The organism is Thioalkalivibrio sp. ALD1, assembly GCF_000381245.1.
In the GTDB taxonomy this organism is placed as follows: domain Bacteria; phylum Pseudomonadota; class Gammaproteobacteria; order Ectothiorhodospirales; family Ectothiorhodospiraceae; genus Thioalkalivibrio.
Map to the genome: position 1 here is coordinate 1 of NZ_KB906244.1, position 25,642 is coordinate 25,642.

A 25,642-nucleotide genomic window follows, 5' to 3' on the forward strand; every position below is an offset into this window, starting at 1 on the left:
GCGGGTAGAACCACTACCCGCTGCACGACGCGCCTTGTCTCGGAAAACAGGGGGCACCAACGCGGACGTGCGATTAAATCAGCGTCTCCCTAGGCCGGGCGTTTTCGGTGTCAGCGAAACATTGATCAGTGGTTCCCTGGGTACACGCCCTACAGCGGGGGGCGCCGCCCCGTGATGAAGAAGATGACCGCCAGGATCAGGCCCACCACGAAAAGAATCCATGCAATATTGGTCGCCGCGCCGGCAATCCCGCTCAGGCCCAGCACGCCGGCCACGATCCCGATGATCAAGAACATCAATGCCCATCCCAGCATCGTCCACTCCTTTTTGGTTGTAGTCGCGCCTGAAGTGTAGGGCATGGTCTGCGCGTTTTCGCGTTTTTGCGTCAGCATCTTGTCTCGGTTCTCACTTTCTGCTTTCCCGAGGAGCTTTTTGCTCCAGGTTAATGTCATCTTTGGCTGTACCACATAGCCTTTCCTGAACACCGACGAACACGCGCATTGAACGCAAGAGAGCGAAGCATGAACAGAGATCAGATGATGGGCCGTAGCGAGCGCCTGAAAGCCCGTTTGAAACAGGAGTGGGGCCGCCTTACCGATGACGAAGTCGTGGAGGCCGAAGGCAATGTGGAGGAGCTGGCCGCCAGAATCCGCGAGAAGTATGGCGACAGTCGGGAGAAGATCGCGGCGAGGATCAACGAACTGATGGACGAGGTGCGTAATGAAGACAATCCATAGGGGCAGGGGCCCTGGCCTCCGGTGGGCTGGCACGGCCCTGGCGGCTGCCGGGGTGCTGTTCCTGGCGGCCTGCTCCGATCCGGATACGGCCGACGACGGCAATGACACATTCGACGACACGGTCGAGGATGCGGTGGATGCCATCGAGGAATCGGGCGACGAAGCACGCGGCTGGATTGAGGATCAGCGCGAAGACGATGACGAAGTCCAGCGCGAGGAAGAAGAGAACGAAGACCAGTACGAAGACGACGACTATGACGAGCATCGGGACGGGAACCCCATTCGCTTCGATTAGTTGTTGATGATCGATGGCAGAAGGCTGAGGCGCGGGTGGCCACGAGCGGGTGGTCATCCGCGCCCCAGCCTTTTGCGCGTTAATTGGGGCGCCAATTCATCGAACGCGTCCCTGTGCAGTTCCAAAGGAAAAGGCATCATGCGTTAAGGCCGATGTGCGCTTTGTCAATGATTCTCCAGCGCGGTGTAATGGTCGGTCGATTAGTATGATTCGGTTCAACAATTGCACCTTCCTAATCTCATTGACTGTGTCAAGAATCGTCTCCGGTCGCTTTCCGTTTTCAAGCAGGAATGGCAAAAGCTAAGGAGATGAGTGATGAAACGATATCTGATTGCCGGTGTTGCAGTGTCGGCACTAGTTCTGTTCGGATCCCAGAACGCTGTGGCGCAGCAGCAGGATCAGCAACAGGATCGGGAACGCACAGAGCAAGAGCGTGACCGCACGACAGGCGTGTACATGGGGCTCGGTACAGGCTTTAGCTCGCTGAAAAATGACAGCGACGAGGTGGCCGACTTTATTGGTTCGGGCACCTCGGATTACAGCATCGACGACGACGACAACGTCTGGCGCGGGATTGTCGGTTATAACTTCAATCAGTACTTCGCGGTCGAAGGCTTTTATACCGACCTGGGCGAGGTACATCTGCGCGGGGACGAGGACGGTGCGCATTCAACTGTTCGTTCCACGGCTTACGGTGCCAGCGTGCTGGGCAAGCTGCCGATCGGCCCCTATGTGGAGGCATTCGCGAAGGTGGGCGCGGCGAAGTGGGATGCGGACGTGCGCGGAAATCTCGGGGATGAGGGCCGTACGTTGCGCAGCCAGGACGGCTTCGATCCTGTTTATGGTGTCGGGATGCAGGTCAACCTGAACGCGTTCCTGATTCGCGCCGAGTACGAGCGCTATGACTTCGACAGCGACTACCAGGTCGACGCGTTTACCGCTTCACTGGGCTGGCGCTTCTAGGGAGACGCTGATTTAATCGCGCGTCCGCGCTCGAGTCGCTTTTGCGTGGGAACAAGGCGCGGTGACTGCCGTGCAGTCATTCTGCACAAGGGAGCCGCAACGCCGTTCCCGCGCCCGTTTTTGATCAACAACGGGCGGCCGAGCCCCTGCTTTCAATAGCTTGTGGGGTTGGTGCCCCCTGTTCCCCGATCCTGCGTTGCGCCGCTTGCGGGTAGAACCACTACCCGCTGCACGACGCGCCTTGTCTCGGAAAACAGGGGGCACCAACGCGGACGTGCGATTAAATCAGCGTCTCCCTAGGCAAGTGCGGGCCACCGCAGAGGCCTGAAGGATACCGGCGAACGACTGGATTCGGCTTGCCGGAATCGTTTCGCTGTGGCCTTGGGCAACACAGGCACGCCGCCCCGGCGCTTTGCACAGGGGCGGCGTTTTGTCGTTGACGGGCCGGCGGCGGGGCCGGTCAGGCCGCCTTGGCCTTGGCGAGTCCGGTCTGGCGGCCTGGACGGGCCTCCTTGAGCGTGACCAGTTCCTCGGCGCTGGTCGGGTGCAGCGGGATGGTCAGGTCCAGGTCACGCTTGGTGGCGCCCATGCGCACGGCCACGGCAAAGCCCTGCAGCATTTCGTCGACGTGGGGGCCGATCATGTGTATGCCGACGACCTTTTCGTCCTCTTCGGCACAGACCAGTTTCATCGCAACCGGCGGGGTCTGGCCCTCGGCGAATGCGCGGTCGAGGCCGCCGAACTGGGTCTCGTAGACGCGCACCGAGTCACCGAACCGTTCCACGGCCTGAGGCTCGGTCAGCCCGACCATGCCCGCGGTCGGATGGGTAAAGGTAACCGTGGGAATCTGCTCGTAATCCACGGGGACCGGGTTCTTCTCCGGGGTGTACCAGTGGTCCGCCAGACGGCGACCCGCCGCGATCGCGACCGGCGTCAGTGGAGCCTTGCCAATAATGTCGCCCAGGGCGTAGATGCCGTCGACGTTCGTGGCCTGCCATTTGTCCACCGGGACGGTGCCATCGCGGGCGATCTCGACACCGGCTTCGTCCAGGCCCATGTCGCCGGTGGCGGGTTTGCGCCCCACCGCCCACAACACCTTCTCGTACGGACCCAGTTCCTGGCCGTCCTCGATCTTGACGGTCACCGCACCGGGCTTGCCGCCCAGGCCGGCGACCTTCACGCCCAGATGGCGGCGGATACCCTGGTGCTCCATGTGCTGATCCAGAACCTGCGAAACCATCGGGTCGAACATTTCCAGTACGCGGTCCTCCATCGCGACCACGTCGGTCTTTACACCCATCGAGCACAGCATGCCGGCCATCTCCAGGCCGATGTAGCCGGCGCCGATCACCGCGATGGATTTCGGCAGATCGGTCCATTCGAAGAAATCATCGGAAGTCGCGCCCAGTTCGGCGCCGTCCAGCGGCGGCACGAGCGGGGCGCCACCCATCGCCAGTACGATCCGCTTGGCGGTGTACTCGGTACCGCTCTCGCTGATTACCTTGTCCTTGCCGGTCAGGCGGGCACGCTCGGGAATGTGGGTGACGCCCAGTTTCTCCAGGTGCCCGGCCCAGAACTGGTTCAGGTCCTTCAGCATGGCCCGGCGCTTTTTCGCCAGGTCCGCATAGCGGACGCCCTTGAGTTCGACATCCACGCCAAACTCGTGTGCGTCACGGGCCTGCGCCGCATGCTCGGCCGCGTACCAGGTGAGCTTTTTCGGCACGCAGCCTTCGTTCACGCAGGTGCCGCCGAGTGGTTTCGGATCGAACACGGCGACGCGGGCGCCGTGTGGCGCGGCACGTTCGGCTACAGCCAGGCCGCCGCTGCCGCCGCCGATCACGATGATGTCGTAGTGTTCCATTTCGCTTCCTTGAAAGGTTCTGAAAAGTCCCGGTGTTCAGGTCGTCAGGTTTGCCATCCGGATCGGGAGGCCCGCGCAATGTGGTGTCCCGATCCGGATGGCCACCCATGCTTCGGGTGACCACCGGGGCGGCTGTAACCCCGCCCGGGGTCGCTGCAGGACGGCTTACGCCGCTTTCTTCTCGCGGGAGATCCACTCCTGCAGGTCTTCCGATCCGCCGATGCGGTGGCCGCCGACGAACACCTGCGGCACAGTCATTGCCCCGGTGGCGGCGCGCAGGCTGCGCAGGCTGGCATCGCGGCCCAGCACAATCTCCTCGTATTCGAGACCGGCATTCTCCAGCATCTCCTTGGCGCTGGCGCAGTATGGGCAGCCCGGTTTGGTGAAGACGACCACGTCTTCGGGGCAGGCCGCCTCCGGCGCGACGTGCGCAAGCATCGTGTCGGCGTCGGAAACCACGAAGGGGTCGCCCGGCTCGTCCGGCTCGATGAACTGCTTTTCGATCACGCCGTCGCGCACCAGCATGGAGTAGCGCCAGGAGCGCCATCCGAAGCCGAGGTCGCTCTTGTCGACCAGCATGCCCATTTGCTCGGTGAACTCGCCATTGCCGTCGGCGATGAACGTCACGCGGTCGGCCTGCTGATCGGCCTGCCAGGCCTCCATCACGAAGCCGTCATTGACCGAGATGCACACGATCTCGTCGATGCCGTGCTTCTTGAACACCGGCGCCAGCTCGTTGTAGCGCGGCACATGGGCCGAGGAGCAGGTCGGGGTGAACGCGCCCGGCAGGGCAAAGACGATTACGTTGCGGCCCTTGAACAGGTCTTCCGAGCGCACGTCGTTCCAGTCGTTGTCCTTGCGGCAACGGAAAGTCACTTCCGGTACGCGCTGGCCTTCGCGATTTTCGAGTTCCATGGGGTGTCTCCTTGTTGAATATCCGTTTGTGCTCAATTGTCACAGATGAAGATTTCTGTCGGGCCGGTGTAGTTCCCGGCTACGGAGATCAAGGTAAGGCCTGGCCCTTGATTGATCCAGTTTTGTGTTTCTATTGTGTTATTAGGCTTGGGCTATCGCCTGTGCTTGACGTCACCAGGCCAAACCCGGAAGCTTGCGGCCCCGATTCGAGTTCGCCTCGATTCGAGGACCGCGTTATGGTGGTCCGTATCAGTCCCCTCGCGACGACAGGTTGTGAATCCCGCCAGGCCCGGAAGGGAGCAACGGTAGCAGCTGCGTCGGGCGCCGGGGTGTGGCGGGTGCGGGCCACCACCCTTATCCCTGCGGCCCGGATTCCTGCGGTGATAGCCCCGCACGCGGGCACGCGGAAGACTGCACTGACGGGGGAGGCATGAGTCACCAGGTTCTGGCCCGCAAGTGGCGTCCCGGTCGTTTCGAGGACCTGGTCGGGCAACCGCATGTGGTGCGGGCCCTTGCCAATGCCCTGAGCGGGGATCGCCTGCATCATGCCTACCTGTTCGCCGGGACGCGCGGCGTGGGCAAGACCACGATCGCCCGCATCCTCGCGCGCTGCCTGAACTGCGAGACGGGTGTCACGCCGACCCCCTGCGGCGAGTGCCGCTCCTGCGTCGAGATCGCCGAGGGACGGCATCTGGACCTGATCGAGGTCGATGCCGCATCGCGCACCCGCGTGGACGACACCCGCGAGCTGCTGGACAACGTCTCCTATGCCCCGACCGCGGGGCGCTTCAAGGTGTACCTGATCGACGAGGTGCACATGCTCTCCGAGAAGAGCTTCAACGCCCTGTTGAAGACGCTGGAAGAGCCGCCGGATCACGTCAAGTTCCTGCTCGCCACGACCGATCCGCAGAAGCTGCCGGTCACCGTGCTGTCACGCTGCCTGCAGTTCAACCTCAAGCCGATGCCGCCGGCGCTGATCGCCGAGCACCTGACGCGCATTCTGGAGGCCGAAGGTCTGCAGGCCGAGCCGGGTGCGCTGCTGCGCCTGGGCGAGGCGGCCGAGGGTTCCATGCGCGACGCGCTGAGCCTGACCGATCAGGCCATCGCCTACGGCGGTGATCGCCTGACCGAGGCCGATGCCTGCGACATGCTGGGCCTGCTGCCACGAACCCGTCTGACCGGGCTGCTGGATGCGGTGTTCGCCGGTGATGGCCCCGGTCTGATGCAGGGGTTGCAGGAACTCAAGGGCCTGGGGCCCGACTGGTCGCGCCTGCTGGACGAACTGGCGGCTCTGGTGCATCGCGTGGCCGTGGAACAGCTGGTGCGCGGTGAGGGTGGTGCCGAGGATGACGATGCCGCCGAGCGCTGGGCGCGCGAGACCGCAGCCCGGGTGGACCCGGAAACCCTGCAACTGACCTACCAGATCCTGATTCACGGGGGCCGCGACCTGCCCTGGGCGCCGGATGCGCAGATGGGGGTGGAGATGACCCTGCTGCGCCTGCTGGCCTTTCGGCCGGAAGGGCCAGGCGAAGGCGCTGCCCCCGCCGAGCGTCAGGGTGCCACGGCGGCTGCTTCGCGATCCGGCCCGATGGTGGATTCGGCCACGGCCCGGCCCGATGCCATGGCGTCACAACCGACTGCGCCCTCCGCGTCGGAACGGTCGCGTGAGCGGACACCAGAACAGGTGCGCGAGCCGGCCGCCGGGCCCGGGGCGGCTCCGTCCGTGCAGTCGGCTCCGGATGCCACGTCCGCCCCGCGTCCGGTATCGAATGCCACGCCGTCCGCGGCGCCGGATCCGGACTCCGGACCTTTCGACTGGCACCGCTTTGCTGAAGGCCTGCCAACCGGAACGGTTCGCGAACTTGCGCTGCACGGTGAATTGCAGCAACTGACTGACGAAAGCGTCGTTGTTGCCGTGGCCCCAGGTACGCTTCATACCGAGCGGACTCGGGTGCGCCTGAAGGCCGCACTGGAAGAGCGGCTCGGGCACTCGGTACGGCTGGAGATTGTCGACCAGTCACAACCATCGGAGGCCACGCCCGCTGCGCGGCTTGCGGCTGACGCGGCCGAACGTCAGGCTAGCGCCGAGACGGCGATGCGCGAGGATCCGGTGGTGCAGGCCCTGGGCGAGGCCTTCGGGGCCGAGCTGGGCGCGGTGCGAATACGCGAGGACCGCGCGGGCGACTCGGCGCCCGACGGCTCGTCACCCGCGTCGTAATCGATTGAACGATAACCCCTGCGCGAGGCGTGGGGCAGGAGAGCGAAATCATGATGAAAGGTGGCATGGGTGGCCTGATGAAGCAGGCCCAGAAGATGCAGGAAGACATGCAGAAGATGCAGGCCGAGCTAGCCGAGATGGAGATTGAGGGCCAGGCGGGCGGCGGTCTCGTGAGTGTGCTCATGACCGGCAAGTACGCGGTGCGCCGGGTCAAGATCGACCCCAGCTTGCTGGAGGACGACCGCGACATGATCGAGGACCTGGTGGCCGCGGCGATCAATGACGCCGTGCAGAAGGTCGAGTCCACCACCCAGGAGCGGATGGGCAGTCTGACCGAGGGCATGGGTCTGCCGGCCGGGATGAAGCTGCCGTTCTGATCGTGCCCCCCTGGGTCGGAACAGGCGCGGCGCGTGATGGACACTGAACTCGACGAACTGGTGCAGGCGCTGCGCTGCCTGCCGGGTGTTGGTGCCAAATCCGCGCGGCGCATGGCGCTGCACCTGCTGGAGCGTGACCGCGACGGTGCGCGCCGGCTGGCGCGCGCAGTCGACCAGGCCGTCGAGCGCGTAGGGCACTGCCAGGTGTGCCGCACGCTGACTACCGCCGAGGTCTGTCCTCGCTGTGCCGATCCCGAGCGCGACCCAGGCGTGATCTGCGTGGTCGAGAGTCCGGGCGATGTCATGGCCATCGAGTCGGCGACCGACTTTGCCGGCCGTTTCCACGTGTTGCTCGGGCGGTTGTCGCCGCTGGATGGCATTGGTCCCGAAGAGCTGGGTCTGGATCGGTTGGAGGCGCGGCTGCAGGAACAGGGCGTACGCGAGCTGATCCTGGCGACCAATACCTCGGTCGAGGGCGAGGTCACCGCGCACTACCTGGCCGAAATGGCCGCCCGTCACGGCATTCGTGCCACGCGTATCGCGCAGGGAGTCCCTACGGGCGGTGAACTCGAGTATATCGACGCCGGTACCCTCGCGCATGCCCTGTCCGGGCGCCGCGAATACTGAGCCGCCTGCGCCGTTGGCGCGTTGAATCCATTACCATTCCCTGATATAAATCCGCTCCGTTCATGCGGGAGACGACGATGGCTGACTGCATTTTTTGCAAGATCGTCGCGGGGGATATCCCGGCGAAGGTCGTGTTCGAGGACGACCAAGTCCTGGCCTTCGAAGACCTGAATCCCCAGGCTCCGACGCATGTGCTGGTGATCCCGAAACAGCACATCGCCACCCTGAACGAACTGAGTGCCGAAACCGCGCCGGTCATTGGGCATATGACGCATGTGGCGGCACAGATTGCACGCGATCGCGAATTTGCGGAAAACGGTTATCGAACCGTGATGAACTGCAACCAAGACGGTGGCCAAACGGTCTACCATGTACACATGCACGTACTGGGCGGTCGCGCGCTGAGCTGGCCCCCGGGCTGATCGAGACAACACAACACGGACGATACGGGCGTGACGCGACGGAATCATCACGGTGAAGCCAGGCAAGCAGCGCGAGGCAACAGTCCGCAGCTGGCGTCTGCCCGTGTGCCGCTCGCGCTGGCACTGGCCGTATGTTTCGGGCTTGCCGCGACCAGCGTGGCCCACGCCGATGACCGCTATTCCCTGACGTACACCCCCACAGGCACAGAGTCGACGCTCGGTGGCTCGGATCGTGTCGATGAAGTCGAGTACGACTCCGAAGGTGGAACTGTAGTCGACCCAGTCGGCATGGAGCCAATCGGTGGCGCGGGCCGATCCGCGCCGAACGTCCTGCCGATGACCGATCCGGAGCCCGCCTCGGCGAGTCGCGACTGGCGCTATCAGTTGACCCTGCGTACGGAGACCACCGGTAGCCTGCCAGGTGAGGAAGCCGGCATGGGGGTTCTCGCCAGCCGTCTGTTCGAGATAGAAGGGGGTTACCACCAGCAACTGGGCGCCGGTTTTGGATATGGCCTGAATCTGGGGATCGGTATGGAGACCCGTCCGGGCTGGTCGGACTTGGGCCCGGAAAGCGAATCCACGGCCTATTTCACGGACTTCAGCTTCGGCCCCACCTTTGCGTCCGGGCGCTTTGACAGCCAGTTCCGCATTGGCCTGCGTCAGCCGCTCGCGGGGGAGGACGATGCCCTGGGCTTCGGCTATGGCAGCCGCCATCGCGAGCTGGGTCGTAGCGCGGGGTATCTCAGCATCGACAGCCGTCTGCGTCTGCAGAACCAGTCCGAACTGTCATTGAGCCTCTACTACGACGACTATTCGTTGAATACCTCGAGCGACTGGATGTCCGACCGCCTCGACTTCGAGAGCACCCGTGATCCGTCTTCGTCGGTGATCGGCGTGGAGATGGGGCTGACGTTCTAGCCGGTTGAATCTAGCGTTTCTCCAGCGTCTCCAGTAGCGCATTCCAGGCATCGAGCCGAGCCGCTGGCAGGGTGCCTTGATCAACGGCCTCCCGCACCGCGCAGCCGGGTTCGGTCTGATGGCGGCAGTTGCGGAATCGACAGTTCTCCCCAAGCACTTCGATATCCGGAAATCCGCGCACTAGTGCATCAATGGATTCCAGTTCCGGCGTAAAGTCGCGTACACCCGGCGAATCGATCCACGCCCCACCCCCTGTCAGTGGATACCACTGCGCGGTGACCGTCGTGTGGCGGCCCTCGCCGGACGCCGCGAGATCCCCCGCTTCCGGAAGCTTGAGATCGCCGCGACCATGGCGCTCGAGCAGCGCCGCGATCAGCGACGATTTGCCCACCCCGGACTGTCCGATCAGGATGTTGGTATTTCCCCTTGCCGCCTCGGCGAGGGCGTCCAGCCCGTAGCCACTGCGGGCGCTGACATGCAGGGGGTCAAGGTCCAGGTGGGCGTACGGCGCCAGCCAGTCCGCGGGCGCGGCGGGCCCTGCGTCCTGCTTGTTCACCAGGATCCGCGGCCTGGCCGGGAGGTTGTACACCGCGACCAGGAAGCGGTCGATCAGATAGCGTGCCGGCATCGGGGAGGGCGCGATCACGATCCAGACAGTGTCGATGTTGGCGGCGATGACCTTGCGCCGCCCAAAACCGTCCTGGCGTACCAGGGTGTTGTCCCGGGGCAGGCGAAGCTGGATCTGTTCGCCGCCCGCGTCCATCTCCACGCGGTCGCCGCAGGCGAGATCCTTCAGTCGTCGGTGCAGACGGACCCGCTGCGGCACCGTGTCCTCCGGCGCCGCGATGTCGGCCATCTGGTTGTGGCGGGCGTAAACCCGACCGGTCCGGCTCAAGGGGCCGGACCGGCCAGTGCCGGTGTCGCGTTCGTCAACGAGCTAGTCAAAGAGCGCATCGATGCGGGCGGCGCAGATAAAGTCGTTCTCCGTCAGGCCGCCCACCGCGTGGGTCGAGAATTGCACCGAACAACGGTTGTAGCCCACTGCCAGGTCCGGGTGGTGGTCTTCCACATGGGCGATCCAGGCCACCGCGTTCACGAACGCCATGGTCTCGTGAAAGTTCTTGAATTTGAAGCTTCGCTGGATGCTGCGGCCAGCCTCGTCGATGCCCCAGTGGCTGTCCAGTTGACCGAGGCCGCGCTCGGCGTCCTCGCGCGACATCGGCTCGGTGAACCCTTCGCAGGCCTGGCAGTGCTTGGTCTTCAGATCACTCATCGAACTGGTAGTACTCCGAATTCAGGTAGGACACCACCGCGTTGATCTCGTCGTCGAACCAGTTGGTGCCCAGTTGTGCGTTGCAGTTGTTCACCTGCCGGACCAGATGGTCATAGTCGCCGACGATCCGGTTGTCGCGCGTGTACAGGTCCGTACCGTTGCCTCCGACCATGTCGGCATGGCAGCTGATGCAGTTGTCCTGATGCAGGTTCTTGCCCTTCTGGATGTCATCGGCTTGGGCCGCGCCCAGGGAAAATCCGAGGCCCAGGGCCGCAAGGCTTGAGATGATCAGTCGCATGATTCCCTCCTTCGTGGGGAATGGATCGGGCGGGGCCACGAGGCCCCGGGAAGACGCCGGTGCGAATGGCGCAGCTGCGCGATACCGTCAGCGTCGACCTGAACCATGATGATAGACTTCGAGCGCACAGGAAAGGAGCAGGCATGGCAGCGAGCGCCGAAAACCTGATCTGGATCGACCTCGAGATGACCGGGCTGGACCCGCAGAACGACCGGATCATCGAGGTGGCGACCATCATCACCGACAAGGAACTGAACATCCTGGCGGAGGGGCCGGTCCTCGCCATCTACCAGCCGTCCGATGTGCTGGATGCGATGGACGAATGGAATCGGCGCACGCATGGGGCTTCCGGCCTGATCGAGCGCATCCGTCACAGCAGTACGGATGCGGCCGCCGCCGAGCGCGAGACTATTGCCTTCCTGTCCGACTATGTGCCGAAAGGGGCCTCGCCGATGTGCGGGAACTCCATCTGTCAGGATCGGCGTTTCATGGCGCGCCTGATGCCGGAGCTGGAGGCCTATTTCCACTACCGCAATCTGGACGTCTCCACGCTCAAGGAGCTGGCCCGGCGCTGGGCACCGGACGTGCTCTCGAAGCTGCAGAAGAACGCCTCGCACCAGGCGTTGCAAGACATCCGCGACTCCATCGACGAACTCCGCGTCTACCGCGAGCACTTCATCCAGCTGCCGCCCGCCGCCGCCCACGACTGACCGTGCTTCGTCTTGCCCTGCGCTCTAGGGCTAGGCCTGGTTCGTCCTCTGGAGTTTACGGTGCCTTCGGCCGGCCGCCTGCCTGCGCTGTTTCGCCAGCGCACCGCGAGGTACTTTCTTGCTTGCCCAAGAAAGTACCCAAAGAAGGGCACCCGGATTCCGCCCGGGAACCTTGCTCCAGGGCCCTCGGGCCGGCGGCGCTGAAACTCGCTGCGCCTTTGGCTTCGCTCAGACAGTCAGCGCCTTTTTTCCGTCCCGAGGACCCTTCCGCAAGGGGCTTCATACGGGGGATGAAGGTCAAGACAACGGCGGCCCTAAAGTCTGCACCAGTGGATGGAGGCTGGGTGTTCGGACATCTTGGCACGCGCGGTCTTCGGCCCTGGCGTGCCGCGCCCGCCAGGGGGCGCCAGATCCCATCGTAGGATGCTGATGAGCGCAGCGAATCGCATCAGGGTTGCCCCGGCGTTGGCAGGGTGCGTTTCGCTGCGCTCAACGCACCCTACAGCTCGGGGCTTACCGCAGAGGCTGGAATACCACTTGTTTTGACCTTTCCTCCCGATATGAGCCCCTTGTGGAGGGCGTGACAGGCCGGAGAAAAGGCGCTGACTGTCTGAGCGAAGCCAAAGGCGTAGCGAGTTTCAGCGCCGCCGGCCTGGCGCGTCCGGAGCAAGGTCGCCCGGGCGAATCCCGGGCGTGTTTCTTGGTTACTTCTTTGCACGAGCAAAGAAGTAACTCGCGGTGCGCTCGCGAGTGAGCGCAGGCAGGCGGCAGGCCGCAGCCACCGTAAACTCTAGAGGCCGAACCAGGCCCAACTTCAACGGAACTGCCAACCGACCGCAGGCGGCTGCACTAAGACCGGCGCCAAGAGCGGCCGGCAGGTGGAGGCTAGTAGAAGCGACCGAGGGCGCCGCGGACCTGCACCTCGGTCTCCGGCGTCAGGTGCTCCCCCAGCTCCAGCGGATGCTCCGGCAGCAGCAGGACCACCGACGAGCCGAGGTTGAAGCGCCCCATCTCGGCCCCGCGCTCGAGCGTGATCTCGCGATCCGGGTATTCGCTGCAGCTGTAGGGCTGCCCGGCCGGAGGCGTAACCTCGCCCGCCCAGACCGTCTCGATCGAGCCGACGTTCTGGGCCCCGATCAGGGCGACGGCCATCGGCCCGAAATGCGTGTCGAAGCAGGCCACCACGCGTTCGTTGCGGGCATACAGGCGCGGGACATGGCGCACGATCCGTGGCGCGACCGAGAACAGTCGACCGGGCACATGCAGCATGTGGGTCAGCGTGCCGGTCAGCGGCATGTGCAGCCGATGGTAATGCCGTGGCGACAGATAGAGCGTCACGAAATGGCCATGCCGAAACGGTTCGGCAAGGTCCTCCTCACCGCCCAGAAGCTCCCGCACCGTGTAGTGGTGACCCTTGGCCTGAAAGATCTGGCCGGCCTCGATGCGCCCGGCCGCGCTGACCCGGGAGTCCGCGGGGTTCGCGACCGTGTTGTCGTCACCCGCCAGGGGGCGGGCGTCCTCGCGCAGCGCCCGTGTGAACAGGGCATTGAAGCTGGGGTAGGCCGCGATGTCGGGCTCCGCCGCCTCGTCCATGTTCAGCCCGTACTGGCGGACGAACCAGCGCAGTAGTGGCTGGACACGGGGGCTCTCGATACGCGCCAGGCGGTGCACCACCCGGGACAGCGCGTGCTGCGGCAGCAGGTGGGAAGCTCGGGCCAGCCAGGGGTCTAGGGCACTCATCGGGATACTCGGTTCGGGCGCACGGGACGGAAGCGAGCCGGTATGATGACGGCCCCCACGCCAATGGGAAAGGCCCAAATGGAATCCACGACAGGACTGCGCACGCTGCGCGACTTCATCCGCTTTGGCGCGAGCCAGTTTCGCGCGGGCGGGCTGAGCTTCGGCCACGGGACGGACAACGCCTTCGACGAGGCCGCCTGGCTGGTGCTGCATGCGCTGCATCTGCCGCTGGATCTGCCCGAGAGTTGGTGGTCGTCGAACCTGAGCGAGGCCGAACGCACGCGGGTGATTGCGGTGCTGCGCACGCGCATTGAGACACGCAAGCCGGCGGCCTATCTGACCGGAGAGGCCTGGTTTGCCGGGCTGCCATTCTTTGTCGACGAGCACGTGCTGGTGCCGCGCTCGCCCCTGGCGGAGTTGATCGCCGTCGGGTTCGAGCCATGGATCGAAGCCGATTCGGTCGAGCGCGTGCTGGACCTGTGCACGGGCGGCGGCTGCATTGGCATCGCCACGGCGCTGGCCCTGCCGCAGGCACAGGTCGATGTGAGTGACGTCTCCGAACCGGCGCTGGCCGTGGCGGCGCGCAACATCGAGCGCCATGACGTTGGCGACCGCGTGCAGGTTCGGCACTCCGATGTCTTCGAGGCGCTGGGGCCGGAGGATCGCTACGACCTGATCGTGAGCAATCCGCCCTATGTCGATGCCCGCGACATGGCCGAGCTGCCGCAAGAGTACCGCCACGAGCCCGAACTGGGCCTGGCCGCGGGCGAGGACGGGCTCGACATCGTGCGCCGTATCCTGGCCGGTGCCCGCCGCCATCTGACCGAGGACGGTGCGCTGATCGTCGAGGTCGGCAACAGCCAGCCCGCGGTTGAGGAGGCCTTCCCCGACCTGCCGCTGATCTGGCTGGAGTTCGAATCCGGCGGCCACGGGGTCTTCCTCGCGTATGCCCGGGATCTTCCGTAGTCTTCGCGGGCTGGGAATGAACAGAAACGAAGGGAACACGGCAATGATTCGAGTGGCAGTGGCAGGCGCCGCCGGGCGCATGGGGCAGAACCTGGTGCAGGCCGTCGAGGATCACCCCGAAGGCACGCTGGGGGCGGCGAGCGAGCGGCCGGGCAGCGAACGTCTCGGTACCTCCGTGGGATCGACGGCCCCGGTCCAGCTGGTCGAGGACCTGGCGACCGTGGCCGATGACTTCGACGTGCTGATCGACTTCACCAGCCCCGCGGCGACCATGCAGCACCTGGAGCTGTGCCGCATGCACGGCAAGGCGCTGGTGATCGGTACAACAGGCCTGGATGCTGCGCAGGAGCAGCGGCTGCGTGACGCGGCCGGGGCGATGCGCATCGTCTATGCGCCGAACATGAGCGTCGGTGTGAACCTGACCTTCAAGCTGGTCGAGCTGGCCGCCCGCGCCCTGGGCGACAGCGTGGACGTCGAGATCCTCGAGGCGCACCACCGGCACAAGGTGGATGCCCCCTCGGGTACGGCCCTGAAGCTCGGCCGCGTGGTGGCCGAGGTCCTGGGACGCGACCTGGAACACGACGCCGTCTACGGCCGCGAGGGCCAGACCGGCGCGCGTGACCGGCGCACCATCGGATTCGCGACCGTGCGCGCCGGCGACATCGTGGGCGAGCACACCGCGCTGTTCGCCGGCGAGGGGGAACGCATCGAGATCACCCACAAGGCCTCCAGCCGCGGGATTTTCGCCGCGGGTGCGGTGCGTGCGGCGATCTGGCTGGCCGGCGCCGATCACGGCCTGTACGACATGCAGGACGTGCTGGGGTTGCGAGAACTCTAGACGTCAGTAGCGTCAGCTGCGCGGTTTGAAGCCCGGCGGGTGGCGCGCGATCCAGGCGACGAAGTCCTGCACGACCGGTTCGGCGAGCAGCGCCTCCGCGGTGTTCAGACGCTCGGCCAGGGTCTGCTCGTCGAAGTGCTTGTGGATGTGGTCGTGGCAGGGGCGACAAACCCAGAGGATCCGTTGTTCGCGCTCGCTGCGACTGAACAGGCGCTGGATGCGCTTGCGCCGGTGTTGCTTGCGCGGGATCAGGTGATGCCGCGTCAGGTCATCCATCGTTCGGCCGCACAGTTCGCAGGCCAGTGGCGGGCCGGACACGCTTGGCTCGCCCTGGCTCACGGCATGTCGTGCGCGCCCCCGGCAGGAGGCGACGTGCGTCCATCCATGCGACAGCGCGGGGGCGGCTCGGTGATCGCATAGGCCGGATCGCCCAGGTCCATGATGCAGGGTGCGCCCTCGGGATCGACGATCCGCTGCAGCATGCCGCCGAGGGCGTCGAGGCTGTCGCGCCGGGGCAGCTCGCCGATTGCACGCGAGGTAATCGGCTCCCAGTCGCCGTTGCGGTCCTCTGCGATCTCGAAGCCGAACGGGAAGAAGCCGGGCGCCCCCAAGCGGATGTCGGTGACCACGAGCCGGTCCGGGCCCTCGTCATGCGTGGCGCGATGAAAGCGCAGGAAATCGCCGGAGAACCACTGCAGGCGCTGCCCGTCGTCCAGGGCCAGCGCGGCCTCGCGAAGCTCCTGGTCGCCGCGTTCGAAGCGTTCGAAGTCGGGCCGGATCGGCTCGTCGAAGATGCCGACCCAGGCATCCAGGAACTCGTCGTCGTTGATGACCGTGATCCGCCACAGGAGCAGGTTGAACGGCGTCGGCTGGATCAGTCGCGGCTGGTCGTCCAGCTCCATTGCGGCCAGCGCGGGCTGGATGCGGTGGTCGATCCAGGCCTTCAGTGCCAGGCCGGAGCCGGCATAGACGGTCGACAGCACCAGCCCGGCGACCAGCAGGCGCGGGGCGAAGCGGTAGAACAGCGCTCCGATCGCCGCGACCAGCAGCGGCAGGGTGTAGAACGGGTCGATCACGAAGATCGAGCCCGTGGACAGGGGGCCGACCGGCAGCGGCCATAGCACCTGGGTGCCGTAGGTGGTCAGCAGGTCGTTCAGCGAGTGCGTGGCCCAGATCAGGAAGAAGAACAGCCACCAGCGGCCAAAACCCATCTCCCGCGTCGCCGGGATCTTTGCGAGCAGCCCCGCGACGCCGGTAGCCACTAGCAACTGCACCAGCCAGGAGTGGGTAAAGCCCCGGTGGTGGATGAACTCGGATACCGCGTCCCCGTAAGCTATGAACGCGTCCAGGTCGGGCAGCAGCGCGACACCGGCCCCCAGCACTACGGCCTTGCGCCCCAGGCGGGAGCCGAGGGTGAGGCCGCCGATCACGGCGCCGAGACTGGCGTGGGTAATGGGGTCCATGCGCGATATTCCTTCGTTTAGGGAAACGTTGATCTATCAGCGTTTCCTTGGCGGCTCGACGATTACGGAGCCTGCGACCGGGCCGCGGGGCGCGAGTTCGGGCGATCAAACCAGAGCGGTGGACATGACTCAAGCCACAGTGGCGAAAGACTGGCATTTCTGGGTGGATCGGGGCGGGACGTTCACCGACCTGGTCGCACGTGATCCGTCGGGGCGCCTGCACACCCGCAAGCTGCTGTCGGAGAACCCGGAGGTCTACCGCGATGCGGCCGTGCAGGGAATTCACGATCTGCTGGGGCTCTCCGCCGACACTCCCATTCCGGAGGGCGTGGTACACGAGGTGCGCATGGGCACAACGGTGGCCACCAACGCCCTGCTCGAGCGCAAGGGGGAGCCCACGCTGCTGGTGATCACCGAGGGGCTGGAGGACGCGTTGGCGATCGGCCATCAGGCGCGCCCCGAGCTGTTCGCCCGCGAGATCCGCCTGCCGACACCGGTCTACGCGCGGGTGGAGCCGGTGCGCGAGCGGGTGAATGCGGCCGGCGAGGTCCTCATCCCGGTCGATCTGGACGCGCTGCGGCCGCGGCTGCAGGCGGCGCTGGAAGACGGCATCCGCTGCGTGGCCATCGTCTGCCTGCATGGCTATCGCTACCCGGCGCACGAGCAGGCGATCGCCTCGCTGGCGCGCGAACTGGGTTTTGCCGAGGTTGCGACCAGCCACGCGACCAGCCCGCTGATCAAGCTCGTCCCGCGCGGCGAGACCACGGTGGTTGACGCCTATCTCTCGCCGGTGCTGCGCCGCTATGTCGAACAGGTCGCGGGCGAGTTGGGCCGCGTGCCCCTGCGCTTCATGCAGTCGCATGGCGGGCTGGTGGACGCGGCGCGGTTTCGCGGTCGCGACGCGATCCTGTCGGGACCAGCCGGGGGGATCGTCGGGGCACTCAAGACCGCCGGCCCGCTCGGTTTCGAACGCCTGATCACCTTCGACATGGGTGGCACCTCCACCGACGTCGCGCACCTCGCGGGGGCGCTGGAGCGCCGCCAGGAGAGCGAGGTGGCCGGTGCGCGGCTGCGCGTGCCCATGCTGGATATCCATACGGTTGCGGCCGGCGGCGGGTCGATCTGCCGCTTCGATGGCATCCGCCTGCGGGTGGGCCCGGAGTCCGCCGGCGCCCAGCCCGGACCCGCCTGCTACGGCCAGGGCGGGCCGCTAACCGTGACCGATTGCAACCTGCTGCTGGGACGGCTGCGCCCGGAGTATTTCCCGGCGGTGTTCGGGCCGGATCGCGACCGGCCGCTGGATCCGGAACCGGTGCGCCGACAGTTCGCAGAGCTGGCCGCCGAGGTGGCGGCCGCGACCGGGGAGCCCGCGACCCCGGAGGGCCTGGCCGAGGGGGCGCTGCAGATCGCAGTGGAGCATATGGCCCAGGCGATCAAGACCATCTCGGTGCAGCGCGGGCATGACGTCTCGCGTTATGCGCTGGTCTGTTTCGGTGGCGCCGGGGGGCAGCACGCCTGCCGCGTGGCGGAGCAGCTGGGTATGCGGCATATCCTGTTCCATCCGCTCGGTGGCGTGCTGTCCGCCTACGGCATGGGACTGGGCGAGTTGCGCGCCCTGCGCGAACGCAGCCTCGAATGGCCGCTGGACGAGCCGCATGCCGGGGCGATCGAGTCCGCCCTCGCGGAACAGGCCGAGGCCGCCCGCGCCGCGCTGGCGGAGCAGGGCGTGGCGGCGGAGGACATGCGCATCGAGCGGCGGCTGCATCTGCGCCTGGCCGGATCGGACACCGCGCTGGAGGTGCCGGCGGGCGAGCCCGCGGCGTTGATGGCCGCCTTTGCCGAGGCCTACCGCGCGCGCTACGGCTTTGCCCCGCCGGATCGCGACCTGGTTGTGGCGATCGCGACGGCCGAGGCGATCGCTACCCCGCGGGAGACCGCATCGGAGCGCATGGCGGCATCGGCGGCCCGTGGGCCTGCGCCGGAGGCGGATACGGTCGCGATGGTCATCGACGGGGAACAACGCCATGTGCCGCTGTACCGGCGGGAATCGCTGCAGCCCGGCATGACCCTGGCCGGTCCGGCCATCGTGATCGAGCCGACCGCGACGCTGGTGCTGGAGCCCGGCTGGGCCGGGTGCATCGAGGCGGACGGGACCCTGCGGCTGGATCGCGAGCGGGGCAGCCCACGGCGTCCGGGCGCGGCGGCAACAAGCCCCGAGTCCGTCCCGCGCGATCCGATCCTGCTGGAGGTGTTCAACAACCGCTTCATGGCGATCGCCGACCAGATGGGCTTCACCCTGCGCAACACCGCGCACTCGGTGAACATCAAGGAGCGCCTGGATTTCTCCTGTGCACTGTTCGACGCCGAGGGCCGTCTGGTCGCCAATGCCCCGCACATGCCGGTCCACCTCGGCTCCATGGGGGCCAGCGTGCGCGCGGTGGTGGAGGCGTTCGCGGGCGACCTGCGCCCGGGCGATGCCTTTGTGTTGAACGACCCCTACAACGGCGGCACCCACCTGCCGGACATCACGGTGGTCACGCCGGTGTTCCTGGATGGCGGCGAACAGGTGACCGAGGATGCGTCTGCAGCGGCCGGTGCCCCCGCGTTCTTCGTCGCCTCGCGCGGGCATCACGCGGATGTTGGCGGCATCACCCCGGGCTCCATGCCCGCGTTCTCCACCTGCCTTGAGGAGGAGGGCGTGCTGATCCCGCCCACCCGGCTCGTGCGCGACGGGGTGTTCGACAGCGACCGTCTGTGCGCACTGCTCGGCGAGGGCCCGTGGCCGGCGCGCAACCCCGATCAGAACCTCGCCGATCTCGAGGCCCAGGTCGCGGCCAATCGCAAGGGACTGGAGGAGCTCGGCCGGCTGCTGGATGAATACGGCGCGGCCACGGTAACGGCCTACATGGGCCACGTGCTGGACAACGCGGCCGAGGCCGTGGAACGGCTGATCCCGAGGCTCGAGGCCGGCCGGTTCGTGTACGCGATGGACAACGGCGCGGAGGTGCAGGTACAAGTCGCCCCCGATCCCGCCGACCGGCGCCTGCGCATCGACTTCACCGGCACCAGCGCGGTACGCGAGGACAACTTCAACGCGCCGAGCTCCATCGTGCGCGCGGCGGTGCTGTATGTACTGCGCACCCTGCTGGAGGATGCGATCCCGCTGAACGATGGCTGCCTGGCGCCGGTGGACCTGGTCATTCCGCAGGACTGTCTGCTGAACCCGGCGCCGCCCGCCGCGGTGGTGGCCGGCAATGTCGAGACCTCGCAGGTGGTCACCGATGCCCTGTTTGGGGCGCTGGGCGTGCAGGCGGCGGCCCAGGGCACGATGAACAACCTGACCTTCGGCAATGCCGACTACCAGTACTACGAGACGATCGCCGGCGGGGCCGGCGCGGGGCCGGGTTACGCCGGGGCCAGTGCGGTGCAGACGCACATGACCAACTCGCGGCTGACCGATCCCGAGGTGCTGGAGAGCCGCTTCCCGGTGCGGGTGGAGCGCTTCGCCTACCACCGCGGCTCCGGGGGGCAGGGGCATTATGCAGGCGGCGACGGGGTGATCCGCCGGCTCGGGTTCGACCAGGCGATGGAGGTCGTGCTGTTGTCCAACCGTCGCCGGGTGCCGCCGTTCGGGGTCGCCGGTGGTGGGCCGGGCGCGCCGGGGGAGGACGTGATCCTGCGCGCCGACGGCACGCGTGAGCCGATGTTCGCCTGCGATCGCCGCCATGTAGAGCCAGGGGACGCGATCGAGATACGCACGCCCGGCGGCGGTGGGTACGGAGATCGTCGGAGCGACGCGTAGGCGTTGTATCGCGGGAACCGGTCACATTCCCCGGGGTCCATGTTGCACTCAAGGGGAGATGCGGCATGCAGCGGATGATGGACTGGGCGGAGCAGGGACGCGTGCCGGACATGCTGGTGCGCGCGGGGATCCGCCTGCTGCTGGCGGAGCGTCTGGCAGAGGTCTCCGGCACGGTCGAGGCGACCATGGAGCGGCGCTACGCCCTGATCGAGTCCATGCGCGCGGCCCCCGTCGCCCTGTCCACCGATATCGCCAACGAACAGCACTACGAGATCCCCGCCGCCTATTTCGAACAGTGCCTGGGCCCGCGACTCAAGTACTCCAGCGCCTGGTGGCCGGAGGGCGTCGACAGCCTCGATGCGGCCGAGGTCGCGATGCTGCGCCTGACCTGCGAGCGCGCGGGGATTGCCGATGGCCAGCGGGTGCTGGAACTGGGCTGCGGCTGGGGGTCGCTGTCGCTGTGGATGGCCGAGCAGTACCCTGGCGCACAGATCACCGCCGTCTCAAACTCCAATACCCAGCGGGCCTTGATCGAGGCCCGCTGCGATGCCCTGGGGCTTGCGAATCTAGAGATCCTGACCGCGGACATGAACACGTTCGCTCCGCCGGAGCCGGGCTTTGACCGGGCGGTCTCGATCGAGATGTTCGAGCATATGCGCAACTGGCCGGAACTGCTGCGGCGCATCGCCGGGTGGCTCAATCCCGGCGGGCGGTTCTTCATGCATGTGTTCGCCCATCGCGAACACGCGTATGTGTTCGAGTCCGAGGGCGAACACGACTGGATGGGGCGGTACTTCTTCCGCGACGGCCTGATGCCGTCGGACGACCTCGCGCGGCATTTTCAGGAGGACCTGCGGGTGATCCGTCAGTGGCGCGTCGGTGGGCAGCACTACGCCCGCACGCTCAACGCCTGGCTGGCCCGCCAGGATCGCGCCCGCGACACGCTGATGCCCCTGTTCGAGACGGCCTATGGTGCACAGCAGGCGGCACTCTGGTTCCAGCGCTGGCGGATCTTCTACATGGCCTGCGCGGAGTTGTTTGACTACAGCGGCGGCGATGAGTGGTTCGTCTCCCATGTGCTGTTCGAGCGGCCGGGGGGCTGAGCGCGATGGAGGCACTGATGGCGTTTCTCTGGGGGCTTCTGGCCAGCCTGGGCCTGATGACCCTGGTCTGGGCCGGCAGTGTCTGGCGCCACGACGCCAGTCTGGTCGACCGCTTTTGGGGCCTGGGCTTCGTGGTCGTGACGCTGGTCTGGTGGGGGCTTGCGGGCTGGCCGGCGCAGGGCCTCTGGATCGTGATCCCGGTGCTGGTGTGGGGCCTGCGGCTGTCGCTGTTCATCACCTGGCGCAACTGGGGTCACGGCGAGGACGGGCGCTATACCGACATGCGCGAGGGGCTGTCGAACCGGGCCTTTGTGGCGCGCAGCCTGGTCACGATCTTCTGGCTGCAGGGTGCTCTGGTCGCCGTGATCGGCCTGCCGATGCTGGCGGTGACCAATGCCGCGAGCATCTGGTGGCCGCTGGCGGCGCTGGGTGCGGGGGTCTGGGCGCTGGGCACGCTGTATGAATCGGTCGCGGACGCACAGATGGCGCGCTTCCGGGCCGACCCTGCAGGGCGGGGCGAGGTCATGGACCAGGGCTTATGGCGCTACAGCCGCCACCCGAACTACTTCGGCGAGATCGTCGTCTGGGTGGGCTACGGGATGCTCGCGCTGGCCGCCGGGGGCTGGTGGGCGGTGCCCTCGGCGATCCTGATGATCGTGCTGATCCTGCGTGTGTCGGGCGTCACGTTACTGGAAAAACGTATGCATGCCTCGCGGCCGGGCTATGCGGAGTACGCGCGGCGCACCAACACGCTGATCCCGGGGCCGCCGCGACCGTGATCCGCCGCTGATTTCGCTGGCACTCCCTTGCTGTAGTTTCCCCGTCCGCGCTATAAAGCGCGCATCTTTCCGGTCTTCTGACGCGCGTCGGAGGCCGAGTTTCCCGATCGCCGATCTCACAGCAGGGCCCTACGCACGCATGAGCGCTACGCCGAGTCCCGTCCAGACCATTGAACTGAAAGGGCGCATGATGCTGGTGTCGGTGCTGCGGGTGTTCCAGACCGACCCCCGCCAACTCGGCGAGCAGCTGATCGCGCATCGCGAACAGGCCCCGGACCTGATGCGCGACATGCCTATCGTGCTGGATCTCGAGCCCGTGGCCGAGGCCCCCGAGAGCGACCTGCAGGCGACCATCGAGCAGGTGCGCGCCGAGGGCTTCAAGCTGATCGGCCTGCACGCGGGCGAGGTCGCCGAGCGCCTGCAAAGCTATTCCGAACTGTTCGACGTCCTGCCCGTGCTGCAGCTGGGCGGTCGCGGCGGCGCGCCCAGTGGCGAGGTGCCCCTGGATGAAGGCGAGGCCCCGGAGCCGCCGCCGAGCAAGAAGGGCAAGAAATCCACGGACAAGGCGACCGAGGCCGCCCCCGCGGTCCACAGCGCGACCCGTGTGGTGGACCGACCAGTCCGTTCGGGGCAGCAGATCTATGCCCGCGGCGGCGATCTGCTGGTGACCGGCGCGGTATCCGCCGGGGCCGAACTGCTGGCGGATGGTCACATCCATGTGCTGGGTCCGCTACGCGGGCGGGCACTTGCCGGGGTACGGGGTCTGGAGACGGCGCGGATCTTCTGCCGGCGGCTGGATGCGGAGCTGTTGTCCATCGCCGGGCATTATCGGGTGGCCGAGGATATCGCCGAGTCCGAGCGCGGCGAGAATCGGCTGGTGACACTCACGGGCGAAAGCCTCAAGATCGCTGAAATCTGAGCGAGCGGCGTAGAGGGCCGTTCGGCCTTGCACATGCCCTCGCACGACGACTAAGGGAAACGCTGATGAATGTACACACTCGCGTTGGTACCCCAGGTTTTCCGAGACAAGGCGCGTCGTGCAGCGGGTAGTGGTTCTACCCGCAAGCGGCGCAACGCAGGATCGGGGAACCTGGGGTACCAACCCCACAACCGATTCAATGCCGGGGCTCGGCCGCCAGTTGTTATCAAAAACGGGCGCGCGAACGGCGTTGCGGCTCGCTTATGTAGCTCGGCTACACTGCGCTCACCGCGCCTTGTTCGCACGCAAAAGCGACTCGAGCGCGAGTGCGTACATTCATCAGCGTTTCCCTAAGGAGAAGCAGCCACCATGGCACGCATCGTAGTGATTACCTCGGGCAAGGGCGGGGTCGGCAAGACCACCACCTCTGCCGCGATCGCCACCGGTCTGGCCCTGCGCGGCCACAAGACGGCCGTGATCGATTTCGACGTCGGCCTGCGCAACCTGGATCTGATCATGGGCTGCGAGCGCCGTGTGGTGTACGACTTCGTCAATGTGATCAATGGCGACGCCAACCTGAAACAGGCGCTGATCCGCGACAAGCGCGCGGAGAACTTGCATATCCTCCCGGCCTCGCAGACGCGCGACAAGGATGCCCTGACGCAGGACGGCGTGGAACGCGTGTTGAACGAACTGTCCGAGGATTTCGAATACATCATCTGCGACAGCCCGGCGGGCATCGAGCGGGGCGCGCTGATGGCGGCCTATTTTGCCGACGAGGCCATCGTGGTCACCAACCCCGAGGTCTCCTCGGTGCGCGACTCCGACCGCATCCTCGGCATCCTCGCCAGCAAGACCCGGCAAGTGGAACAGGGCGGCGAGCCGATCCAGGGGCGTTTGCTGCTGACCCGCTATGCCGCGGAGCGCGCCGCGCGCGGCGAGATGCTCAGCATCGAGGATGTCGGCGAGATCCTGGCCATCGACCTGCTGGGTGTGATCCCCGAGTCGCAGGCCGTGCTGAATGCCTCGAACGCCGGTCTGCCGGTGGTGCTGGACGAGGAATCCGATGCCGGACAGGCCTATCAGGACGCGGTGGACCGCTTCCTGGGCGAGGAGCGTCCCCTGCGCTTTGTCGATGTACCGAAGAAGGGCTTCTTCGGACGCCTGTTCGGGAGCTGATCATGGGTATCTTCGATTACTTCCGCCAGCCGCGGCAGAAAAGCGCCAGCGTTGCCAAGGAACGCCTGCAGATCATCGTGGCGCGGGAACGCGCGGCCCGGGGCGGCCCGGATTATCTGCCCGCGATGCAGCAGGAGCTGCTGCAGGTCATCCGCAAATACGTGAAGGTCGACGATGACGCCGTGCAGATGAACGTCGACCGCGAGGGCGACTGCGAGGTGCTGGAGTTGAATATCACCCTGCCCGATGATCGGGGCTAGCATATGTTCAGCCCGTCTCTCTCTGTAGGAGCTCAGCCCCCTGAGCGATGGGGAGCCAGGCCCGGCCCCCATCGGCCAGAGGGCTGGCCTCCTACGGTGGGTTGCCCCGGCCCCCATCGGCTTAACATCGGCATAAGGCACATGATCCGTCCATGAGAATCCTGGTCACCGGCAGCGCCGGTTTTATTGGCAGCGCCCTCTCTCTGCGCCTGCTGGAACGCGGCGACGAGGTCATCGGCGTCGACAATCTCAACGACTACTACGATGTCTCACTGAAAGAGGCGCGCCTGGCGCGCACCCAGGACCACCCGGGCTATACCGAGGTCCGCGAGGACATCGCCGACCGCGCGGCGATGGACCGGGTGTTTCGCGAGCACCGCCCGGAGCGGGTGGTGAACCTGGCGGCCCAGGCCGGGGTGCGTTACTCGCTGGAGAACCCGGCGGCCTATGTCGACACCAACCTGGTCGGTTTTGGCAACATCCTGGAGGGCTGCCGGCACAACGGCGTGGAGCACCTGGTCTATGCCAGTTCCAGCTCCGTCTACGGCGCCAACACCACGATGCCGTTCTCGGTGCACGACAACGTCGACCACCCGCTGAGCCTCTACGCCGCGAGCAAGAAGGCCAACGAATTGATGGCGCACACCTACAGCCATCTCTACAACCTGCCGGTCACGGGCCTGCGCTTCTTTACCGTCTATGGCCCCTGGGGTCGCCCGGACATGGCGCTGTTCCTGTTCACCCGGAAGATCCTGGCGGGCGAGCCGATCGACGTCTTCAACTACGGCCACCACCGGCGCGACTTCACCTACATCGACGACATCGTCGAGGGCGTGATCCGCACGCTGGATCGCCCGGCACAGCCCAATCCGGACTGGAGTGGCGAGACACCGGACTCGGCCACCAGTGCAGCGCCCTACCGGTTGTACAACATTGGCAACCACGAGCCGGTGGAGCTGATGCGCTACATCGAGGTGCT

General features: G+C 66.3%; 27 protein-coding genes and 1 other RNA gene. 19 read left to right on the forward strand and 9 right to left on the reverse strand.

Annotation, left to right across the window (positions count from 1 at the left end; genetic code table 11):
- Positions 1–149: 149 nt before the first annotated feature.
- Positions 150–314 carry a DUF1328 domain-containing protein gene (locus F623_RS13205; protein ID WP_018862855.1) on the reverse strand — a complete coding sequence of 55 codons (165 nt, stop codon included), beginning with the start codon at positions 312–314 and terminating at the stop codon, positions 150–152.
- 207 nt (positions 315–521) lie between these two features.
- Here F623_RS13205 and F623_RS0108730 point away from each other — a divergent pair, with 207 nt between their 5' ends.
- The 3 genes from F623_RS0108730 to F623_RS0108740 all read left to right on the forward strand — a co-directional run bounded on the left by F623_RS0108730 (position 522) and on the right by F623_RS0108740 (position 1,995).
- Entirely contained in the window at positions 522–737 is a 216-nt protein-coding gene (locus F623_RS0108730; RefSeq protein WP_026278796.1) for a CsbD family protein, read from the forward strand.
- The gene (locus F623_RS0108735) at positions 721–1,032 is read left to right on the forward strand and encodes a hypothetical protein (protein WP_196799768.1); all 312 of its coding nucleotides are present in this window, start codon (positions 721–723) and stop codon (positions 1,030–1,032) included. Before F623_RS0108730 ends, F623_RS0108735 begins: the two co-directional genes overlap by 17 nt.
- A 315-nt stretch (positions 1,033–1,347) precedes the next feature.
- Positions 1,348–1,995 (forward strand): outer membrane beta-barrel protein, encoded by a 648-nt coding sequence (locus tag F623_RS0108740; RefSeq protein WP_018862852.1) that lies wholly within the window; start codon positions 1,348–1,350, stop codon positions 1,993–1,995.
- A gap of 460 nt (positions 1,996–2,455) precedes the next feature.
- On the opposite strand, the gene gorA is transcribed toward F623_RS0108740, so the two are convergent.
- Together gorA and F623_RS0108750 are read right to left on the reverse strand one after the other, a co-directional pair.
- Positions 2,456–3,856, reverse strand: a complete 1,401-nt coding sequence (gene gorA, locus F623_RS0108745) for a glutathione-disulfide reductase (protein WP_018862816.1) — start codon at positions 3,854–3,856, stop codon at positions 2,456–2,458.
- 165 nt (positions 3,857–4,021) lie between these two features.
- Positions 4,022–4,771 carry a glutathione peroxidase gene (locus F623_RS0108750; protein ID WP_018862817.1) on the reverse strand — a complete coding sequence of 250 codons (750 nt, stop codon included), beginning with the start codon at positions 4,769–4,771 and terminating at the stop codon, positions 4,022–4,024.
- 247 nt (positions 4,772–5,018) lie between these two features.
- Here F623_RS0108750 and ffs point away from each other — a divergent pair.
- The 6 genes from ffs (at position 5,019) to F623_RS0108775 (ending at position 9,333) form a co-directional block, all read left to right on the forward strand.
- An RNA gene (gene ffs, locus F623_RS13215) (signal recognition particle sRNA small type) lies at positions 5,019–5,115 on the forward strand.
- Between the two features lie 86 nt (positions 5,116–5,201).
- Positions 5,202–6,989 carry a DNA polymerase III subunit gamma/tau gene (gene dnaX / locus F623_RS0108755; protein ID WP_018862818.1) on the forward strand — a complete coding sequence of 596 codons (1,788 nt, stop codon included), beginning with the start codon at positions 5,202–5,204 and terminating at the stop codon, positions 6,987–6,989.
- Positions 6,990–7,039: 50 nt separating this feature from the next.
- Entirely contained in the window at positions 7,040–7,366 is a 327-nt protein-coding gene (locus F623_RS0108760; RefSeq protein ID WP_018138490.1) for a YbaB/EbfC family nucleoid-associated protein, read from the forward strand.
- 36 nt (positions 7,367–7,402) lie between these two features.
- A complete protein-coding gene (recR, locus tag F623_RS0108765) occupies positions 7,403–7,993 on the forward strand; it encodes a recombination mediator RecR (RefSeq protein WP_018862819.1) in 591 nt (196 codons plus the stop codon).
- Positions 7,994–8,070: 77 nt separating this feature from the next.
- Positions 8,071–8,415, forward strand: a complete 345-nt coding sequence (locus F623_RS0108770; RefSeq protein ID WP_018862820.1) for a histidine triad nucleotide-binding protein — start codon at positions 8,071–8,073, stop codon at positions 8,413–8,415.
- 105 nt (positions 8,416–8,520) lie between these two features.
- On the forward strand, positions 8,521–9,333 hold the full coding sequence (locus F623_RS0108775; RefSeq protein WP_018862821.1) for a hypothetical protein: 813 nt from the start codon (positions 8,521–8,523) through the stop codon (positions 9,331–9,333).
- A 10-nt stretch (positions 9,334–9,343) separates the two neighbouring features.
- On the opposite strand, the gene rsgA is transcribed toward F623_RS0108775, so the two are convergent.
- From rsgA to F623_RS0108790, 3 genes are all read right to left on the reverse strand, one after another.
- Positions 9,344–10,189, reverse strand: coding sequence for a ribosome small subunit-dependent GTPase A (gene rsgA, locus F623_RS0108780; RefSeq protein ID WP_018862822.1), 846 nt, complete (start codon positions 10,187–10,189; stop codon positions 9,344–9,346).
- An 81-nt stretch (positions 10,190–10,270) separates the two neighbouring features.
- Complete coding sequence (locus tag F623_RS0108785; RefSeq protein WP_018862823.1) at positions 10,271–10,606, reverse strand: 4a-hydroxytetrahydrobiopterin dehydratase; 336 nt, start codon at positions 10,604–10,606, stop codon at positions 10,271–10,273.
- Positions 10,599–10,904: a cytochrome c gene (locus tag F623_RS0108790; RefSeq protein ID WP_018862824.1), complete on the reverse strand. Its 306-nt coding sequence runs from the start codon at positions 10,902–10,904 to the stop codon at positions 10,599–10,601. The genes F623_RS0108785 and F623_RS0108790 overlap by 8 nt, the downstream gene beginning before the upstream one ends.
- A 143-nt stretch (positions 10,905–11,047) precedes the next feature.
- Between F623_RS0108790 and orn the strand changes: the two genes are divergently transcribed.
- Entirely contained in the window at positions 11,048–11,614 is a 567-nt protein-coding gene (gene orn / locus F623_RS0108795; protein ID WP_018862825.1) for an oligoribonuclease, read from the forward strand.
- An 885-nt stretch (positions 11,615–12,499) separates the two neighbouring features.
- Here orn and asd read toward each other — a convergent pair.
- Positions 12,500–13,354 carry an archaetidylserine decarboxylase gene (gene asd / locus F623_RS0108800; protein ID WP_018868533.1) on the reverse strand — a complete coding sequence of 285 codons (855 nt, stop codon included), beginning with the start codon at positions 13,352–13,354 and terminating at the stop codon, positions 12,500–12,502.
- A gap of 78 nt (positions 13,355–13,432) precedes the next feature.
- Between asd and prmB the strand changes: the two genes are divergently transcribed.
- Both prmB and dapB read left to right on the forward strand, forming a co-directional pair.
- Positions 13,433–14,320, forward strand: coding sequence for a 50S ribosomal protein L3 N(5)-glutamine methyltransferase (prmB, locus tag F623_RS0108805; RefSeq protein WP_018862827.1), 888 nt, complete (start codon positions 13,433–13,435; stop codon positions 14,318–14,320).
- A gap of 43 nt (positions 14,321–14,363) precedes the next feature.
- Positions 14,364–15,158: a 4-hydroxy-tetrahydrodipicolinate reductase gene (gene dapB, locus F623_RS0108810; RefSeq protein WP_018862828.1), complete on the forward strand. Its 795-nt coding sequence runs from the start codon at positions 14,364–14,366 to the stop codon at positions 15,156–15,158.
- Positions 15,159–15,170: 12 nt separating this feature from the next.
- Here dapB and F623_RS0108815 read toward each other — a convergent pair whose 3' ends face one another.
- Together F623_RS0108815 and F623_RS0108820 are read right to left on the reverse strand one after the other, a co-directional pair.
- Positions 15,171–15,434, reverse strand: a complete 264-nt coding sequence (locus F623_RS0108815; RefSeq protein ID WP_231367707.1) for a hypothetical protein — start codon at positions 15,432–15,434, stop codon at positions 15,171–15,173.
- A 59-nt stretch (positions 15,435–15,493) separates the two neighbouring features.
- A complete protein-coding gene (locus F623_RS0108820) occupies positions 15,494–16,621 on the reverse strand; it encodes a metal-dependent hydrolase (protein WP_018862830.1) in 1,128 nt (375 codons plus the stop codon).
- A gap of 124 nt (positions 16,622–16,745) precedes the next feature.
- On the opposite strand from F623_RS0108820, the gene F623_RS0108825 reads away from it, so the two are divergent.
- The 7 genes from F623_RS0108825 to F623_RS0108855 form a co-directional block, all read left to right on the forward strand.
- The gene (locus F623_RS0108825) at positions 16,746–20,423 is read left to right on the forward strand and encodes a hydantoinase B/oxoprolinase family protein (protein WP_019572170.1); all 3,678 of its coding nucleotides are present in this window, start codon (positions 16,746–16,748) and stop codon (positions 20,421–20,423) included.
- Positions 20,424–20,488: 65 nt separating this feature from the next.
- A complete protein-coding gene (locus tag F623_RS0108830; RefSeq protein WP_018862832.1) occupies positions 20,489–21,526 on the forward strand; it encodes a cyclopropane-fatty-acyl-phospholipid synthase family protein in 1,038 nt (345 codons plus the stop codon).
- 5 nt (positions 21,527–21,531) lie between these two features.
- Positions 21,532–22,305, forward strand: coding sequence for a DUF1295 domain-containing protein (locus F623_RS0108835; RefSeq protein ID WP_026278793.1), 774 nt, complete (start codon positions 21,532–21,534; stop codon positions 22,303–22,305).
- A gap of 187 nt (positions 22,306–22,492) precedes the next feature.
- Positions 22,493–23,224, forward strand: a complete 732-nt coding sequence (minC, locus tag F623_RS0108840) for a septum site-determining protein MinC (RefSeq protein ID WP_018862834.1) — start codon at positions 22,493–22,495, stop codon at positions 23,222–23,224.
- Positions 23,225–23,593: 369 nt separating this feature from the next.
- A complete protein-coding gene (gene minD, locus F623_RS0108845) occupies positions 23,594–24,403 on the forward strand; it encodes a septum site-determining protein MinD (RefSeq protein WP_018862835.1) in 810 nt (269 codons plus the stop codon).
- Between the two features lie 2 nt (positions 24,404–24,405).
- Complete coding sequence (minE, locus tag F623_RS0108850; protein WP_018862836.1) at positions 24,406–24,663, forward strand: cell division topological specificity factor MinE; 258 nt, start codon at positions 24,406–24,408, stop codon at positions 24,661–24,663.
- A 152-nt stretch (positions 24,664–24,815) separates the two neighbouring features.
- On the forward strand, positions 24,816–25,642 hold an 827-nt coding region (locus tag F623_RS0108855; protein ID WP_019572171.1), incomplete at its 3' end, for an NAD-dependent epimerase/dehydratase family protein.